Source organism: Bradyrhizobium sp. TM102, assembly GCF_009176685.1.
GTDB lineage: Bacteria > Pseudomonadota > Alphaproteobacteria > Rhizobiales > Xanthobacteraceae > Bradyrhizobium > Bradyrhizobium ottawaense.
Window position 1 is genome coordinate 5468512 of the sequence record NZ_AP021855.1, and the last position, 16510, is coordinate 5485021.

The 16510-nt window shown below is 65.2% G+C and carries 17 protein-coding genes; 2 read left to right on the forward strand and 15 right to left on the reverse strand.

The genetic code is table 11. From position 1 onward, the window contains the following. Positions 1-83 precede the first annotated feature (83 nt). A complete protein-coding gene (locus GDN70_RS26070) occupies positions 84-971 on the forward strand; it encodes a LysR family transcriptional regulator (RefSeq protein ID WP_152103231.1) in 888 nt (295 codons plus the stop codon). Positions 972-978: 7 nt separating this feature from the next. Here the strand turns inward: GDN70_RS26070 and GDN70_RS26075 are convergent, their stop codons facing one another. From GDN70_RS26075 to GDN70_RS26145, 15 genes are all read right to left on the reverse strand, one after another. After that, positions 979-1914 carry a carbohydrate kinase gene (locus GDN70_RS26075; protein ID WP_038970560.1) on the reverse strand — a complete coding sequence of 312 codons (936 nt, stop codon included), beginning with the start codon at positions 1912-1914 and terminating at the stop codon, positions 979-981. 5 nt (positions 1915-1919) lie between these two features. Continuing rightward, the gene (locus GDN70_RS26080; RefSeq protein WP_152103232.1) at positions 1920-3566 is read right to left on the reverse strand and encodes an FGGY-family carbohydrate kinase; all 1647 of its coding nucleotides are present in this window, start codon (positions 3564-3566) and stop codon (positions 1920-1922) included. Positions 3567-3606: 40 nt separating this feature from the next. Next, positions 3607-4380, reverse strand: a complete 774-nt coding sequence (locus GDN70_RS26085; RefSeq protein ID WP_028142412.1) for an SDR family NAD(P)-dependent oxidoreductase — start codon at positions 4378-4380, stop codon at positions 3607-3609. Positions 4381-4411: 31 nt separating this feature from the next. Next, positions 4412-5419 carry an ABC transporter ATP-binding protein gene (locus GDN70_RS26090; RefSeq protein WP_038947891.1) on the reverse strand — a complete coding sequence of 336 codons (1008 nt, stop codon included), beginning with the start codon at positions 5417-5419 and terminating at the stop codon, positions 4412-4414. A 15-nt stretch (positions 5420-5434) separates the two neighbouring features. Beyond that, positions 5435-6265 carry a carbohydrate ABC transporter permease gene (locus tag GDN70_RS26095; RefSeq protein WP_028142410.1) on the reverse strand — a complete coding sequence of 277 codons (831 nt, stop codon included), beginning with the start codon at positions 6263-6265 and terminating at the stop codon, positions 5435-5437. A gap of 3 nt (positions 6266-6268) precedes the next feature. Continuing rightward, positions 6269-7141, reverse strand: coding sequence for a carbohydrate ABC transporter permease (locus tag GDN70_RS26100; protein ID WP_038947890.1), 873 nt, complete (start codon positions 7139-7141; stop codon positions 6269-6271). 85 nt (positions 7142-7226) lie between these two features. Further along, positions 7227-8540, reverse strand: coding sequence for a sugar ABC transporter substrate-binding protein (locus GDN70_RS26105; RefSeq protein WP_152103233.1), 1314 nt, complete (start codon positions 8538-8540; stop codon positions 7227-7229). 314 nt (positions 8541-8854) lie between these two features. Further along, positions 8855-9805 carry a sugar-binding transcriptional regulator gene (locus GDN70_RS26110; protein ID WP_028142407.1) on the reverse strand — a complete coding sequence of 317 codons (951 nt, stop codon included), beginning with the start codon at positions 9803-9805 and terminating at the stop codon, positions 8855-8857. A gap of 7 nt (positions 9806-9812) precedes the next feature. Then, positions 9813-10475, reverse strand: a complete 663-nt coding sequence (locus GDN70_RS26115; RefSeq protein ID WP_152103234.1) for an HAD family hydrolase — start codon at positions 10473-10475, stop codon at positions 9813-9815. A 90-nt stretch (positions 10476-10565) separates the two neighbouring features. Further along, positions 10566-12485 (reverse strand): nitric oxide reductase activation protein NorD, encoded by a 1920-nt coding sequence (locus GDN70_RS26120; protein ID WP_038970563.1) that lies wholly within the window; start codon positions 12483-12485, stop codon positions 10566-10568. A gap of 10 nt (positions 12486-12495) precedes the next feature. Then, complete coding sequence (locus tag GDN70_RS26125; RefSeq protein WP_152103235.1) at positions 12496-13305, reverse strand: CbbQ/NirQ/NorQ/GpvN family protein; 810 nt, start codon at positions 13303-13305, stop codon at positions 12496-12498. A 63-nt stretch (positions 13306-13368) separates the two neighbouring features. Beyond that, positions 13369-14715 carry a cbb3-type cytochrome c oxidase subunit I gene (locus GDN70_RS26130; protein ID WP_038970565.1) on the reverse strand — a complete coding sequence of 449 codons (1347 nt, stop codon included), beginning with the start codon at positions 14713-14715 and terminating at the stop codon, positions 13369-13371. Positions 14716-14752: 37 nt separating this feature from the next. Further along, positions 14753-15205: a cytochrome c gene (locus GDN70_RS26135; protein WP_018315916.1), complete on the reverse strand. Its 453-nt coding sequence runs from the start codon at positions 15203-15205 to the stop codon at positions 14753-14755. A gap of 114 nt (positions 15206-15319) precedes the next feature. Next, positions 15320-15580, reverse strand: coding sequence for a cytochrome C oxidase subunit IV family protein (locus tag GDN70_RS26140; RefSeq protein WP_028142402.1), 261 nt, complete (start codon positions 15578-15580; stop codon positions 15320-15322). Then, positions 15580-16158 (reverse strand): cytochrome c oxidase subunit 3 family protein, encoded by a 579-nt coding sequence (locus GDN70_RS26145; protein WP_097668722.1) that lies wholly within the window; start codon positions 16156-16158, stop codon positions 15580-15582. Before GDN70_RS26145 ends, GDN70_RS26140 begins: the two co-directional genes overlap by 1 nt. A 173-nt stretch (positions 16159-16331) precedes the next feature. Here GDN70_RS26145 and GDN70_RS35180 point away from each other — a divergent pair, with 173 nt between their 5' ends. Continuing rightward, a complete protein-coding gene (locus GDN70_RS35180) occupies positions 16332-16499 on the forward strand; it encodes a hypothetical protein (RefSeq protein WP_085967637.1) in 168 nt (55 codons plus the stop codon). Positions 16500-16510 lie beyond the last annotated feature (11 nt).

The window sequence follows — 16510 nt, forward strand, 5'->3', positions numbered from 1 at the left end:
GCATTGACAGCGAGAATGACAGTTTTGTTAACTCGCCGTCCAATACGATTTTGGTCGCCAGCCCATACGTTTTCGGTATGCCAATGGATCTTCGCCGCCTCCGCTATTTCGTCGCCGTCGCCGAGACACGCAGCGTCGGCAAGGCCGCCGAGCGGCTACGGATGGCTCAGCCTCCGCTGTCCGTCCAGATCCGCAAGCTCGAGGCCGAGATCGGCGCGCCGCTGTTCCGCCGCGGCACCCGCGGCATGGACCTGACCGAGGCCGGCCAGGCGCTGCTGGCGCGTGCGAGCGAAGCTCTGGCGCTGGCCGTCGACGGCGCCGAAGCCGCGCGCGCGGTCGCCACCGGCAAGCGCGGGCGGCTCTCGGTCGGCTACATGTTCGTCCTGGCGAATGCGATGCTGCCGCGGCTCATCCCTGAGCTGCGCCGCTCGGTTCCGGGCGTCGATCTCGACTTTGCCGAGCTCAGTGCATCGACGCGCGAGGCCAGACTGCTCGACCGCAGCGTCACGGTTGCGCTGTGCATGCCGGCCATCAACCATCCTGAGATCCAGGTGGCTCGGATCGGTGCGCAGCCATTTATGCTGGCAGTGCCGATCCGCTCGCCGCTCGCACGTCTCGGCGCCGTGCCGATGGCGCGGTTGCAGGGCCGTCCGCTGATCGCGTTGCCGCCTCCGGAGCAAGATCCCGCCTCCTCCGCGGTCGCAGCCCTGCTGCGCCGACATCAGATCGTGATGCCGATCGCGAGCCGGGTGGAGACCGTGCATTCGGCGATGAGCCTGGTTCTCGCCGGCGAAGGTCTTGCGATCGTGCCGGCCTGCGCCCAGCTCGGCGCGCCACGCGGCATCGTGTTCAGGCCGCTGCGCGATGCGGCCGATTCCATCGACATCGCGGTGTGCTGGCGGAGGGATTCCCAGAGCCCGCTGATCTCCAGGTTCATAAAATGCGCCGAGAAGGCCGTTGCGCGGATGTGAGGCGGCGCTACCAGCTCCAATTGATCTCACGGCTCCAGGGCGGATCGGCGCCCGGGCGGGTGCAGGTCAAGCCGGCGCAATTGGCGGCAAAGGACAGCGCCCGGCGGAGCTCGTCGACATTGATGTCCTTCAGTGCTTTCCGGGCAATGCGCCCCTGCTTGTGCAGGGCAAAGAGCAGCGCCGCCTGAAAACTGTCGCCCGCGCCGATCGTGTCGGCGACTTCGACCTTGGGCGCGGCGACCTCGATCTGCCCTGCCCCCGCGTGCCATGCGATGGCACCGTTGTTGCCGCGGGTGATGACGACGAGGCCCGTGCCCTGCCCGAGCAGCGCGCTCGCCCGCTGCTGATACGGCTCGTCGCCGAAGAGATAGGCGAAGTCGACGTCGGACATCTTGATGAGATCGGCGTGGCCAGCGAACTCGGCCATGCGCGCCAGGTAAGCCGGCTTGTCCTTGACCAGATTGGGCCGGCAATTCGGATCGAAGGAGACCGTCGATGACGCCCGCGCGTCCGCGATCAGGGCTGTCGTCTCCGCCGCGCCCTGGTCGTTGACGAGCGTGGTCGAGCCGACATGAACGGCTTCCACATTCGCGAACGGAATCGTCCCGCGCTGGTAGGTCCAGTTCCGCGTCGCGGTTCCCGCGTCGTAAAAGGCGTAGTGCGTCTCGCCCGCGACGATGCGGACGAAAGCCAGCGTGGTCTGGTGATCACTGCGGGTGGCGAGATTGAGGTCGACGTTGGAGGCCGCCGCATGATCTGCGATCATCCGCCCGAACATATCGGTCGAGATGCCGCCGACGAATCCGGTGGGTGCGCCCAGCCGGGCCATGCCGATGGCAACGTTGAGACAGGAGCCGCCGACGGCCGGCATCACTGCCTCGCGTCCTTGCGCATTTCGCGTCGGCACGAAATCGATCAGCGCGTCACCGCAGGCAATCAGCATGTCCGTCAACCTCTCGCGATGTCGGCCATCGCCGCGCGGCTGCCGCGATCGACGTCGCGCAGGAGCTTATAGACCTCCCGTTTGCGGGTGTGAAACGCGGCCATGTCGGGCGCGGTCGGCTCGCTCTTCCGTCCCAGCGCCGACATCTTTGCCATGGTCTCGCCGATCGAGGCATAGGCGCCGCCGGCCATCGCCCCCAGCATCGCAGCCCCCAGCAGCACCGGCTCCCTGGTCTGCGGCAGCGCGACGGTGAGGCCCGTCGTATCCGCCATGATCTGCCGCACCAGCGGGCTGCGGCTCGCACCGCCCCCCATGATCATGATGCTGGAGCGAACGCCATGCGCGGCAAAAGCCTCGATCACCTCGGCGAGCCCATAAGCGAGCCCGCACAGGCCGGCGACGAACAGCCGCTCCATCGCGGCGATGTCGGTGTCGAGATCGAGGCCCGCGATCACCGCGCGCGTATCAGGGTCGGCATAGGGCGAGCGGTTGCCGATGAATTCGGGGAGAACATGGATGTCGCGGGCGAGCAGCGCGGCACGGCTGGCGCTGCCTGCGCGCGCGATGATGCGGCGCTCGAGGAAGTCGATGAGGTCGAGGCCCTCGCTGCGCGCCGCCGCGCTCGCCTCGGTGTGGCCCGGATGCGACTTGAGCAGATGGTCGATCGCCGCCCCCGCGGCCGACTGGCCGCCCTCGTTGAGCCAGAAATCAGGAACCATGCCGGAATAATAAGGCCCCCACACGCCGGGAACGAAGCACGGCTCCGTCGTCGTCGCCATGATGCAGGCCGACGTTCCCATGATGTAGGCAAGCCGGTCATTGACATCGCTCGCCCCGCCCGATCCGTCGCGGCCGCCGATCGCGCCGATGCCGCCGGCATGGGCATCGATCAGCGAAGCGCCGACCGGTATGCCCGGCGACAGGCCGAGCTCGGCAGCAGCTATACGGGTGAGCCCCGCACCGAGCCGCGTGCCGGGGGCGACGATCTCGGTGCCGATGCGGGCGTATTTCTCGTTGACGAAATCAGACAGGCCGATGCGCTTGAAGAATTGCGCGCTCCAGCCGCCGCGATCATGGGCGAGATAGTTCCATTTGCAGGTGACGGTGCAGGTCGAGCGCTGGAGCGAGCCGGTCGCGCGCCAGGTCAGATAATCCGCGAGATCGAAGAAGTGGCCCGCGGCGTCGAAGCTCGCGCGCAGATGCCGCTTCAGCCATAGCAGCTTCGGCATCTCCATCTCTGGCGAGATCGAGCCACCGACATAGCGCAGCACGGCGTCCTCGGTCTCGTTGATCAGCCGCGCCTCGGCGATGGCGCGATGATCCATCCAGACGATGACATTGCGTTGCTTGTCGCCGGATGCGCTGACCGTGAGCGGCTCGCCCTGCCTGTCGAGGACAACCAGCGAACAGGTCGCGTCAAAGCCGATGCCGCTGACGCTGTCGGGCGCGATGGCGGCTTCCGCCATCGCGGCCCGCACCGATGTCGCGCAGGCGTCCCAGATGTCCTGGGACGATTGCTCGACGATATCGCCGGCCTCGTGCCAGATCCGGATCGGATGCCGGGCGGTGGCCAAAAGCGTGCCGGCCTCGTCAAACACTCCGGCACGCGTGCTCGTGGTCCCCACGTCGACGCCGATATACGCTCGCGGCATTGTCGCTCCCGGTCGCTTTCCGTCAGCTTTGACGGTGAGCCTACCAGCAAGTATAGCCGCCATCCACCAGCACGATGCTGCCGGTCATCAGGCTCGCGGCCTCCGACGAGAGGAACAGCACGACCGAGGCGATCTCCTCGACCTGCCCCATCCGCGCCATCGGGGTTCCGCCGATCCAGGCGTCGTACATTTTGGCGTTACTCTTCACGAAAGCGTTGAGCGGCGTCTCGATATAGGTCGGCGCCACCGCATTGACGCGGATGCCGCGCGCGCCCCATTCGGCGGCCAGCGATTTGGTCAAATGATGCACCCCCGCCTTGGAGGCATTGTAGAAGCACTGCTCCTGCGGCTTGTTGACGATGAAGCCGGACATCGAGCCGACATTGACGATGGCGCCGCTTTTCGCCTTCAGCATGTGCTTGCCGAACTCGCGGCAGCACCAGAAGGTGCCGTTGAGATTGACGTCGATGACGTTGAGCCAGTGCTCGTCGGTCACGGTCTCCGCCGGGGTTTCGCTGCGGGCGATGCCGGCATTGTTGACGAGGATGTCGACCTTGCCATGGCGGGCGAAGAGGTCGTTCGCGACCTCCGCCACGCGCTTGGTGTCGGTCACGTCCATGATCGCGGTCTCCACGTCAAAGCCCTTCGCCTTCAGGGTGGCCTTGGCGCTGTCGGCGACCTTGCTGTCGCGGTCGCCGATGATGACCCTGGCGCCGGCTTCGGCCAGCGCTTCCGCGCAACCAAGGCCGATGCCCTGCCCGCCGCCGGTGATGAACGCGGTCTTGCCGTTCAGCTTGAATTTTTCCAGGTACATGGTGATCTTTCCGTTTCTTGCCGTTTTCTTGTCAGTTCCGAAGCGCGTTGCCGCTCGAGTCGAAGCGATGAATGCGCGCGGGGTCCGGCACCAGCGACACATGGTCGCCGGCATGCAGGCTCAATTCACCGATATAGCGTGCGGTCAGCATCCCGAGCGGGCCGGCATCGACATAGAGGAATGTGTCGCTGCCAAGATGTTCGGCCACCGCGATGGTCCCCTGCCAGCCTCCGGTGCCATCGCGGTCGATCTTGAGATGCTCCGGCCGGACGCCGATGGTGGCAGCACCACGTTGCAACGCGAGCTCGCCCGTGACGAAATTCATCTTGGGCGAACCTATGAAGCCGGCGACGAAGAGATTGGCCGGCCGCTCGTAGAGCTCCAGGGGCGAGCCATATTGCTCGATCTTGCCGCCGTTGAGCACGACGATCTTGTCGGCCATCGTCATGGCCTCGACCTGGTCGTGGGTGACGTAGATCGCGGTGGTGCCGAGCTGCTTCTGCAGCCGCGTCACCTCGATTCGCATCTGCACGCGCAGCGCCGCATCGAGGTTGGACAGGGGCTCGTCGAACAGGAACGCCTTGGGCTCGCGCACGATGGCGCGGCCAATCGCGACGCGCTGGCGCTGGCCGCCGGAGAGCTCGCGCGGCTTGCGATCGAGATAGGGCGTAAGGTTAAGCGTTGCGGCGGCGGCCTCGACCTTGCGGTTGATCTCGTCCTTGGCGAGGCCCGCCATCTTCAGGCCGAAACCGATATTGCCGCGCACGCTCATATGCGGATACAGCGCGTAGGACTGGAACACCATCGACAGCCCGCGCTTGGCGGGCGGCGTATCGACGACGTTCTTGCCGTCGATCAGGATCTTGCCGCCAGAGACGTCTTCGAGTCCGGCGATCAGCCGCAAGAGCGTGGTCTTGCCGCAGCCGGACGGACCGACAAACACCACGAAGGAGCCATCGGCAATCTCGAGATCGGCGCCCTTGATGATGTGCACGGGGCCGAAGGATTTCTGCACGTCCTGAAGTGTGATCTGACCCATGATCCGGCAGCCCCTCTACTTCACCGCGCCGAAGGTGAGCCCGCGCACGAGCTGCTTCTGGCTGAACCAACCGAGGACGAGAATGGGCGCGATCGCCAGCGTCGAGGCCGCCGACAGCTTTGCCCAGAACAGCCCTTCCGGGCTCGAATAGGAGGCGATGAACGTGGTGAGGGGCGCCGCGTTCGAGGTGGACAGGTTGAGCGTCCAGAACGCCTCGTTCCAGGCGAGGATCAGATTGAGCAGCATGGTGGAAGCCAGCCCCGGGATCGCCATCGGCGTCAGCACGTAGACGAGCTCGCGGCCGATGGTGGCGCCGTCCATGCGCGCGGCTTCAAGGATGTCGCGCGGGATCTCCTTGAAATAGGTGAACAGCATCCAGATCACGATCGGCAAGTTTCCGAGACACAGGATGAAGACGAGGCCGATGCGGGAATCGAGCAGGCCGAAGGTCTTGTAGATCAGGTAGATCGGCACCAGCACGCCGACCGGCGGCATCATCTTGGTCGAGAGCATCCAGAGCAGGATGTCCTTGGTGCGCTTGGTCGGCGAGAACGCCATCGACCAGGCCGCCGGGATCGCGATCAGAAGCGCAATCAGCGTCGAGCCGCCTGCGATGATGACCGAGTTCATGGCGTGGTGGAAATAGTCGCTGCGCTCCTGCACGGTCGCATAGTTTTCGGTAGTCCAGTGGAAGAACAGAAAGGATGGCGGGATGGCGAAGGCCTCCAGCTCGGTCTTGAAGCTCGCCAGCACCATCCAGAGAATCGGGAAGAAGATCAGGAAGCCGAACAGCCAGGCTACCGCCGTCGAGACCACCACCCGCCGCGTCGTCGCCATCCGTGCCATGCTTCAAGCCTCCAGATTGCGGCCGACGATGCGGACGAGGAAGAAGGCGACGACATTGGCGATCACCACCGCGACGAGGCCGCCCGCGGAGGCGCTGCCGACGTCGAACTGGATCAGCGCCTGCGAATAGATCAGGAAAGCGATGTTGGTGGTTGACAGTCCCGGGCCACCGCCCGTGGTGACATAAATTTCCGCAAAGACCGTGAGCAGGAAGATCGTCTCGATCAGGATCACCACGGTGATGGGCCGCGCCAAGTGCGGCAGCGTGATGTAGATGAAGGTCGAGACGGCGCTGGCGCCGTCCATCTCGGCGGCCTCCTTCTGCTCCTCGTCGAGCGACTGCAGCGCGGTGAGCAGGATCAGCGTCGCGAAGGGCAGCCACTGCCACGTCACGATCAGGATGACGGCAAACAGCGGCAAATCGTTGAACCAGTCGATCGGCGTCAGATGGAACAGCGAGGCGAGCCAGGCGAACAGACCGGACACCGGATGCATCAGCAGGTTCTTCCAGACCAGCGCGCTCACCGTCGGCATCACGAAGAACGGCGCGATCACCATCAGCCGCACGAAATTGCGGCCGATGACCGGTTGGTCCATCAAAAGCGCCAGGGGAATGCCGAGCAGGATCGTCAACGCCAGCACCGAGCCGACCAGCACCAGCGTGTTCTGGAGCGAGGCCAGGAAGGCGGGATCGGTGAGGAAGTAGCGGAAGTTCTCCAGCCCGACGAATGATTCCGAGCCGGGATCGAGCAGGCTGTAATGCAGCGTCGAGAAATAGATCGTCAGCGCCAGCGGGACGATCATCCAGATGAACAGCAGCCCGACGGCCGGCGTCAGGAGCGAGCGCGCAAGAGTCTGCGTCTGCCGGGTTGCCATCAACGCTTCTCCGCTGGCGGGAAGAAGGCGGCCATCCATGACCCTGGATGGCCGCAAGTCTGAGCTCAGGAGGAAGAGCTCGGGTTCACTTGATGTAGCCGGCGCGCTTCATCTCGCGCTCGGTCGCGGACTGCGCGGCAGTCAGCGCGGCATCGACCGTCATCGAGCCCGCAAGCGCGGCGGAGAATTGCTGGCCGACCTGGGTGCCGATGCCCTGGAATTCGGGGATCGCAGCGTATTGCACGCCGACATAAGGCACCGGCTTCACCGTCGGCTTGTTCGGATCGGCCGCGTCGATCGAGGCCAGCGTCAGCTTGGCGAACGGGGCGACCTTCAGATATTCATCGTTCTTGTAAAGCGAGGTCCGCGTGCCCGGCGGCACGTTGGCCCAGCCCTCCTTCGATGCCACGAGCTTGGTGTAGTCCTTGCTCGTCGCCCAGGCGATGAACTTCTCGGCGGCTTCCATCTTCTTGGAGCCGGCGGGGATCGCGAGATTCCAGGCCCACAGCCAGTTGGCGTTCTTGCCGAGCCCGGTGTTGGGCGCGAGCGCAAAGCCGACCTTGTCGGCGACCTTGGAATCCTTCGGATTGGTGACGAAGGACGCCGCCACCGTGGCGTCGATCCACATCGCGCATTTGCCGGCGTTGAACAGCGCCAGATTCTCGTTGAAGCCGTTGGAGCTTGCGCCGGGAGGGCCGGCTTCCTTCATCAGATTGACGTAGGTCGTGAGCGTCGTCTTCCATTCCGGCGTGTTGAACTGCGGCTCCCACTTCTCATCGAACCAGCGCGCGCCGTAGGAATTGGCCATCGCGGAGAGAAACGCCATGTTCTCGCCCCAGCCGGCCTTGCCGCGCAGGCAAATGCCATAGGTGCCGGCGCTCTTGTCGGTGAGCTTCTTGGCGGCATCGACCACGAAATCCCAGGTCGGCTTCTCCGGCATCTTCAGGCCGGCCTTCTCGAACAGATCGGTGCGATACATCACCATCGAGCTCTCGCCGTAGAACGGCGCGGCATAGAGCTTGCCGTCGGCGGTGACCGCGTCCTTGATCCTGGGCAAGAGGTCGGCGACGTCGTAGTCGGCGCCGAGATTGGCGAGCGGCACCAGCCAGCCCTTCTTGGCCCAGATCGGCACCTCATAGGTGCCGATGGTGAGCACGTCGAACTGACCGCCCTTGGTGGCGATGTCGGTGGTGACGCGCTGACGCAGCACGTTCTCCTCCAACGTCACCCACTTCACGGCGATATCCGGGTACTTCTTGGTGAACTCGGCCGTCAGCCCCTGCATGCGGATCATGTCGCCATTGTTGACGGTCGCGATCGTCAGGGTCGTTTCGGCCATCGCGGGGACGGCCAACAACAGAACAGACGCGCCGCAGACGGCGCCCAAGACATGTTTCACGGTGACCTCCCTCAAACTCGCGTTTTGAGCATATGCCCACGCGTTGGGCGTATGTTCAACGCAAGGGAGGAGGATTGTCAAGCAGGCGCGAAGCCGTTTGCGCAACTTATGAGTGCTGCGGTGCGGGAGTGGGTGGAGTGAATGGAAACCGGTGGCGCGGCTTGCTCCACCTCTCCCGCTTGCGGGAGAGGTCGTATCGCATCGCCAGATGCGATACGGGTGAGGGCTTTTTCCTCTAGGGGAATATTGCGAGCGGAGAGACCCTCTCCCGCAAGCGGGAGAGGGAGCCGAGACCCGCAGTCGCGCTAGCCCGCCTACCGCTCCAAAATCGCCCTTGCCGTCGTCTCGTCGGTAATCAGCCCGTTGATCAGCCCGCCGTTCAGCGCCGCCGCGATCGCCGGCACCTTGGCGGCACCGACCGCGGCGGCGATGGTCGTGGTCTTCGCCGGCACTTCCGGCGGGATGCTGGTGAGGCGCTTGTTGGTGCCGGCCTTGAGCAGGCGGCCCTTGGAATCATAGGCCCAACCGGTGATCTCGCCGATGGCACCCAGCCGCATCATCTCGAACAATTCGTCGCGAGTGACGAAACCGTCGACATGCACCTGCGCCTTCTGGTCCATCTGGCCGATGCCGACGAGGCGCAAGTCCGCCTTGGCCGCGACCGCCTTCACCTTGGCGATCGGCTCGATGCGGACCATCTTGTTGCGCTCGTCCTCGGACGACATCAGGAACGGCAGCGGCATCGGATAGTGCCGCGCTCCCGTGCGGTCTGCGAGTCGGCCGACGGTGTCGTAAAAGCTCGCCGAACCGTCCGCGGAGATGGTGCCGACCAGCGAGACGATCTGATGGTTGGGCCTGTCGATCGGCGTGACGCGCTCGACCGCGGCGCGCACCGCACGGCCGGTGCCGAGCGCGACGATCACCGGCGTCTCCGAACGCAGCGTCGCATCGAGCAGATTGGCGCAGCGTTCGGCGATGCCTGCAGTGGCCTGCGGCGCGGCGGGATCAGCGGGCACCACCTCGCAATGAGCAAGGTCGAAACGCTCCTTCAGGCGCGCCGCAAGCTCCATGCAGGCGGCGATGGGATGTTCGAGCCGGAAGGTGATGAGGCGCTCGGCAAGGCACAGCGACACCAGCCGCTGCGCCGAGGCGCGCGAGACCTGCAGCATCTTTGCGATCTCGTCCTGGGTGTGACCGGCGATGAAATACAGCCAGCCGGCGCGCGCGGCGTCGTCGAGTCGCGACTTGTCGTTCTCGGCGGCCATGCGGGCCTCACGCCTCCCAGAAATCGCTCATGCGCGCGAAGACCCGATCGGCCCCCGCCTCGGACAATATAGCCCGCCCGTCGCGTCCGCGGTAATGGCTGCCGCCGACAAATCCCCAGACGGTCATGCCGGCCGCCTTGCCGGCCTTGACGCCGCTGACGCTGTCCTCGATCACCAGCGTGCGCGCAGGTTGCACTCTCATCTTTTCTGCCGCGAGGAGAAAGAGGTCGGGCGCCGGCTTGCCATGCCGGACCATCTGCGCGGTGTAGAGCCGCTCGCCGAAATGCGCCCGCAGGCCTGTGACGTCGAGGGAGAGCGCGACGCGGTCGAGGTCGCTGGACGAGGCCACGCAAAACGGCACGGACAGGTCGGACGTCACGCCGGCAATGCCGGGAATCGGCTCAAGCGAAGCTGCGAACGTCGACAGCACTTGCGACTTCAGGCGCGGCAGAAAGCCGTCGGGCACGATCTGCCCGAGATCGCGATAATGCTGCTCGATCGCCTTGGTGCTGCGCCCGAGAAAGAGCTCGAGCGCCTGCTCCTGGCTGAGCGCGATGCCGAACTCGGCCAGCACCTCGGACAGGCATCGGCAGCTCAACAGCTCGCTGTCGACGAGCACGCCGTCGCAATCGAAGATGATCAGATCGGGTCTTGGCTGGCCGCGGTCCATCCGGCCATACGATCATATACTCACGCTATGAGCAATAGTTCACCGGAGGACCGGGCGCCGCGGGGCGCGCCGGATGAGTGCGCGACCGGATTAGTGCGCGACCTGCCGGTAGATCGCCGGCAGCGCCGCGGGTAGCCGCTTGATGTTCCCGACGATGGCATAGCCGCCACGGCCGAACAGGGTCGGGAAATAGGATTGCGCGGTTGCGTCCACCGTGACGCCGAAGGCGGCGATGCCGAGCCGGCGCGCCTCCTGCACCGACTTGCGGGTGTCTTCGAGCGCGAAGCGGCCCTCGTAATGGTCGACATCGTTCGGCTTGCCATCGGTGAGGACGAGCAGCAGCTTCTTGCGCTGCGGCTGGCGGGCGAGCTCGGCCGCGGCGTGGCGCACCGCCGCGCCGATCCGCGTGTAATAGCCGGGCTTCAGCGCGCCGATGCGGCGCTCGACCGTCCCGCTCATCGGCTCGCCGAAGGCCTTGACCGTCTCGAGCCGCACCCAGGACCGCCGGCGCGACGTGAAGGTGAGGATGCTGTGGTGATCGCCGCAGGCCGAAATCCCGTGGGCGAGCGCCAGCAGCGCCTCCTTCTCGACGTCGAGCACGCGATAGCCGTCGACCCAGGCATCCGTGGACAGCGAGACGTCGACGAGCAGCGTGACCGCGAGATCGTGCCCTTGCGGGCGCATCGCGACGTGAATGCGATCAAGACCGCTGCCGCCGCTGCCGGCGCGGAGGTCGCACCGCGCACGTACCAGCGCGTCGAGATCGAGGTCGTGTCCGTCGGCCTGAGCGCGCATCAATTCATGGCGCGGCCGCAACACCTCGAAGCGGCGGCGCACCTGGCGGATGTGCCGGCGCATGGCGTCGTCAGGCGTCCAGCTCTCACCGTGCTCGGAGGCCGCACCGGCCAGCACGCGGCAATGATCGGGCAGATAGGAGCCGCTGCGGTAATCCCATTCGGGATAGGTGAGGCCCGCGTTCAGCCGCGATGCATCGAGGGCTTCCGGCGGCAGGTCGAGGTCGAACTTGAACCGGCTCGCCGGCTTGCCGGTGCGGCGGCTGAGCGTGATCTCCTCGAGATCGTCGGCCGCTTTCTGCGCATCCTCGTCCTCACTGTCGTCGGCCGGACGGTCGACATTGACCATCTCGGCCATCGCGAGGATCTTCTCGAAGCGGTTAAGCACGAAAGGATCGCGGCGATTGGCATTGTCCTCGCGCTCGCGGACGGCAAAGCGCTTGCGATTGTCCTGGGCCTCGGGCTCGGCGCCCGGCGCGCACTCGTCCTCGCCGGCATGTGCGGGCGAGAGCTCGCGCGTCCAGCAATCCCCCCAGAGCGGGCACGGCAGGATCGAATGATAGCCCGGCGGCGCCTTGTCCGGCAGCGGGCCCGTTCCCATCATCGCCGGCCACAGTCTGCCCGCAGGCGCCTTTCCGGCGCCGAGCAAGGCCAAGACGATCTGCTCGACCTCCTGCTCGATGCGTGGCAAGGGGCGACGAGGCCGGGCCTCGGCGGTTGCCGCGGCGAGCTGGGCGTAATCGGCGACAAGCCCGGGGAATTGCGTGAGCACCCAGACCGCCGTCTCACTTGCCCGGCGCAACACCAGAAGATCCCGCCGCAGCGGATCGGCTTCCGTGATCGTCTCGATCGGTGCGACTGCGAACCATGCCGCAAGCCAGCGATAGAGCGCCGCGTTCAACGCGCGGTCGGGAAAGATCGAGATTCGATCGGGCAGGAAGATGGTCGCGGCATCGCGACCCGGCTGCTCAAGGCGCTCGTCACCGAGGCCGATGCGCTGCCGCCAACCGAGACGGTGCCCCGATTTTCGCGCGCCCGCGCTTGCGATCTGAACCCCGGTCTCGCCGCCAAGCGCGCGGAACATCACCGCGAGCCGGCCTCTCACCTCGGTCAGTGCAACGGCGTGATCATCGTGAACCGGATAGCTCGCGGTGCCGCCGACCATCCTGTGCCAGGCGCGGCCGACCGTCTCCTCCAGTTCGAGGAAGTCGAGCATGGGCGCGGCCTCACCCGACGACGGCGCGTGCGACGTCCAGCAGGGCAGCCTTCACGTCGGAATCGTCGGTCAGCGGTTCGATCATGCCGGCCAGCACGGCATCGGCAATCGGCGTGCCCGCGGCAATCAGGGTCGCGCAATAGACCACGAGCCGGGTCGAGACACCCTCTTCCAGATCGTGGCCCTTGAGCGCGCGCAGCCGGCCAGCCAGCCCCACCAGCGGCCGCACGCGCTCCGGCGACAGTCCGCTTTCGGCGGACACGACGGCGATCTCCTGCTCAGGCGGCAGGAAGCCGAATTCGATGGCGATGAAGCGCTGCCGCGTCGATGGCTTCAGCGCCTTCAGCAGCGTCTGGTAGCCGGGGTTGTAAGAGACCACGAGCATGAAGCTGTTCGGCGCCACCAGCTCCTCGCCGGTCCGCTCCAGGGGCAGGATACGGCGGTCGTCGGTCAGGGGATGCAGCACTACTGTGACGTCCTTGCGGGCTTCCACGACCTCGTCGAGATAGCAGATGCCGCCCTCGCGCACGGCGCGCGTCAGCGGACCATCGGTCCACACGGTGTCCCCGCCCCTGAGCAAATAGCGGCCGGTGAGATCGGCGGCGGTGAGATCGTCGTGACAGGCAACCGTGTGAAGCGGCAGGCCCAACCGCGCCGCCATATGCGCGACGAAGCGGGTCTTGCCGCAGCCGGTCGGCCCCTTGAGCAGAACCGGCAGACGACGCCGCCAGGCATGCTCGAAAAGCTCGCATTCGTTTCCGGATGGAACATAGGCCGGCAGCTCGGGCGCCGAGGTTACCGTGTGAAGGGCAGCTTTCATGATGTCTCTCCGGATTTTCCAGGAAGCAGGCGGCCGCGGCGAACCGCGGCCGCCCTTTCTCGTTTACTCGGCCGGCTGCAGCACGGCGGGAATGATCGCCTGCTTCTCGCGGCCCGGCACCAGCACGGCCCACACGAACATCAGCGCGGAGATCGCGACGAACACGCCGGAGCCGAGCCGGACCCAGTAGAACATCGCGAGCTGGTCCTGCACGTCCATGTAGCCCTGGCCGAGCACGCGCTGGAGATGGACCTGGACCACGCCGGCAAAGGTCAGCGCGAAGGTCATGGTCATCATGGCCGTGCACATGATCCAGAAGCTCGTCATGGAGAGCCACTGATTGTAGGGCGCACGTCCCTTGATCTGCGGGATCGCATAGGCCATCACCGACAGGTTCAGCATCACATAGGCGCCGAAGAAGGCGAGATGGCCGTGCGCGGCGGTGACCTGGGTGCCGTGGGTGTAGTAGTTCACCGAGGACAGCGTGTGCAGGAAGCCCCAGACGCCGGCCCCTAGGAACGCCATCACCGAGCAGCCGACCGACCACAACAGCGCAGCGCGGTTCGGATGCTTGCGGCCCGCCTTCCAGGTCATCTGCACGGTGAAGATCACCATGGTGAAGAACGGCGCGACTTCGAGCGTGGAGAACAGCGAGCCGATCCACTGCCAGTAACCGGGCGCGCCGATCCAGTAGAAGTGATGGCCGGTGCCGAGAATGCCGGAGAACAGGGCAAGGCCGATGATGACGTAGAGCCACTTCTCGACGACCTCACGATCGATGCCGTTGAGCTTGATCATGAGATAGGCGAGCACGGAGGCCATGATCAGCTCCCAGACGCCCTCGACCCAGAGATGGACGACGTACCACCAGTACATCTTGTCGACGGCAAGGTTCGCCGGGTTGTAGAAGGCGAACAGGAAGAAGATCGCAACGCCCCACAAGCCGAACAACAGGATGTTGGTGACCGTGGTCTTGCGGCCCTTCAGCGCCGTCATCGTGACGTTGAACAGGAACATCAGGCAGACGACGACGATGCCGACCTTGATGATGAAGGGCTGTTCGAGGAACTCACGGCCCTCGTGGTAGTGGAAGAGATAGCCGACCACGGCGACGCCGGCTGCGCCGAAGAACATCCAGAACTGGATCTTCGCCAGCAGCGGGCTATAGAGCTCATTCTCGGTCTCTTCCGGGAGCAGATAGTAGGTCGCGCCCATGAAGCCGATCAGCGACCACACGATCAGCGCGTTGGTGTGGATCATCCTGACGATGTTGAATGGCAGCAGCGTCGACAGCGTATTGGGTAGGACGTAGATGGTCCCGGCGAGCAGGCCGAACACGACCTGGGCCAGGAACAGGGTCAGCGCGCCGTAGAAATACAGCATCGCGACTTTCTGGGTTTGGTACTTCATCTCGGGTTCTCTCTGTCTTGAAAGAGGAAAGCTGTGCTCAGCCCGCCTTGTTCGGCGGCCAGCTCTGGCGCTTGATCGTGCTGGTCCATTGCAGGAAGTCAGCGAGATCGTTGAGTTCCTGGTCGGTCAGGTTGAACTGCGGCATCTGCCGCCGGCCCTCCGCGCCCGAGGGCTGCGATTGCATCCAGGCCTTCAGCGTCTCGCGCGCGGCGGCCGGATCCTCGTTGCCGCCCCAGCGATCCCAGACGTTGCCGACCTCTGGGGCGAAATAGGCGCCCTCGCCCAGCAGCGTGTGGCAGTTGATGCAGGAGTTCTTCTCCCACACATGCTTGCCGCGGGCGACCGACGACGTCAGCGTCTTCGCGTCGGTCGAGGTCGTGGCCATGTAGTAATGGCTGTGCGCCGTCAGCCCTATGAAAATGGCGAAGAAGAAGGCCGAACCGCCGTAGAAGACATTTCGAGCGGCCGACTTGGTCAGGCGTTCAGCCATTGCCAATCCTTTCCGTTTGATTCCTGAGGAAGATGCGATCCTGCGATTTATTGCCGATTGCCAGGGGGCACTCTTTGACGAAGCGCAAGCAGCGCGACGATGCGCAACCGCCAGTCAGATCAAGGCAACGACGGCCGATGCGAGCCAGGCAAACAGCACCACGATGAAGACCCAGGCGCTGACGATGCCGCGCCAAAGCGCCGGCGCTGAGCGAAGATCGAGGAAATCGAGCACGATACGGCGACCCTTGAGGGCGGCGAACGTCAGCAGCAGGGCATTGGCGAACAAGGCACGCGACACCAGCGGCGGGACCAGAATGGTCGCGAGCGCAAGGCCGATCAACACGATCCAGGTGATGTCGAGACGATCCGGAATCACGGGTGCACCAGATAGATGATGGGAAACATGACGATCCAGAGCAGGTCGACCATGTGCCAGAAAGCCGCTCCGGTCTCGACGCCCGCCGCTCGGGCACCCCGGGACACTACGGCCAGAATCACGATGCCGAGGCCGACATGCAGGAGATGGAAGCCGGTGAGGAGGAAGTACAGCGTGAAGAACGGGCTGGTCTCCAAGCCGTTTCCTAACGCGATCTCGCCGGCATATTCGAACAGCTTGACCGCGATGAAGACGACGCCAAGCGCCATGGCGCCGAACAGCCAGCCGCGCGCACGCCGGCTTTCGCCCGCCCGTGCAGCAGCCGCCCCGCGCGCGGCAGCCCAGCCGCTGGTCACGAGCACGATGGTGTTGATTCCGGCCAGCTGCGCATCGAGACTGGCCTGACCGGCCGCGAAGACCGCCGGGTGAAGCGCGCGCGCGATGACGAAAGCGCCAAGGAACAGGCCGAAGGCGGCGAGCTCGCTGAAGATCAGCACCCAGATCATGGGATCACCGGGAAGATCTTCCAGGATTCCCCAGCCGGTTCCCTGTTGTTCGCAATCCGTTGCCGACATCTGACTTCCGCATCAAGACGCCGAACAGATATCCCACCGGCGCGATTCCAACTTTGTCGCCGGACAAATAGTGCAACTGGCCAGAGGCGGGTTTGCGCTATCGCAACGTCCCGCCCGCCTCACCGTCATAGGGTGGATGCATCCGGCGGTTCCGCAAAATGGCGAGCGATGCAATGAGCGATGCACAAATCGGGCTGATAACCGCGACCCCCATCATCATCGTGTTCGCCATCGCGCTGCGGCGAATGGGGGTGCTGTCGACCGTGGCGACCGTATCGGCGGTGACCCTTTCCGTCGCGATCGCGACGGTGTTGTTCACGACGCAATCACCGCTGCCGTAGCGCCGTTGCGG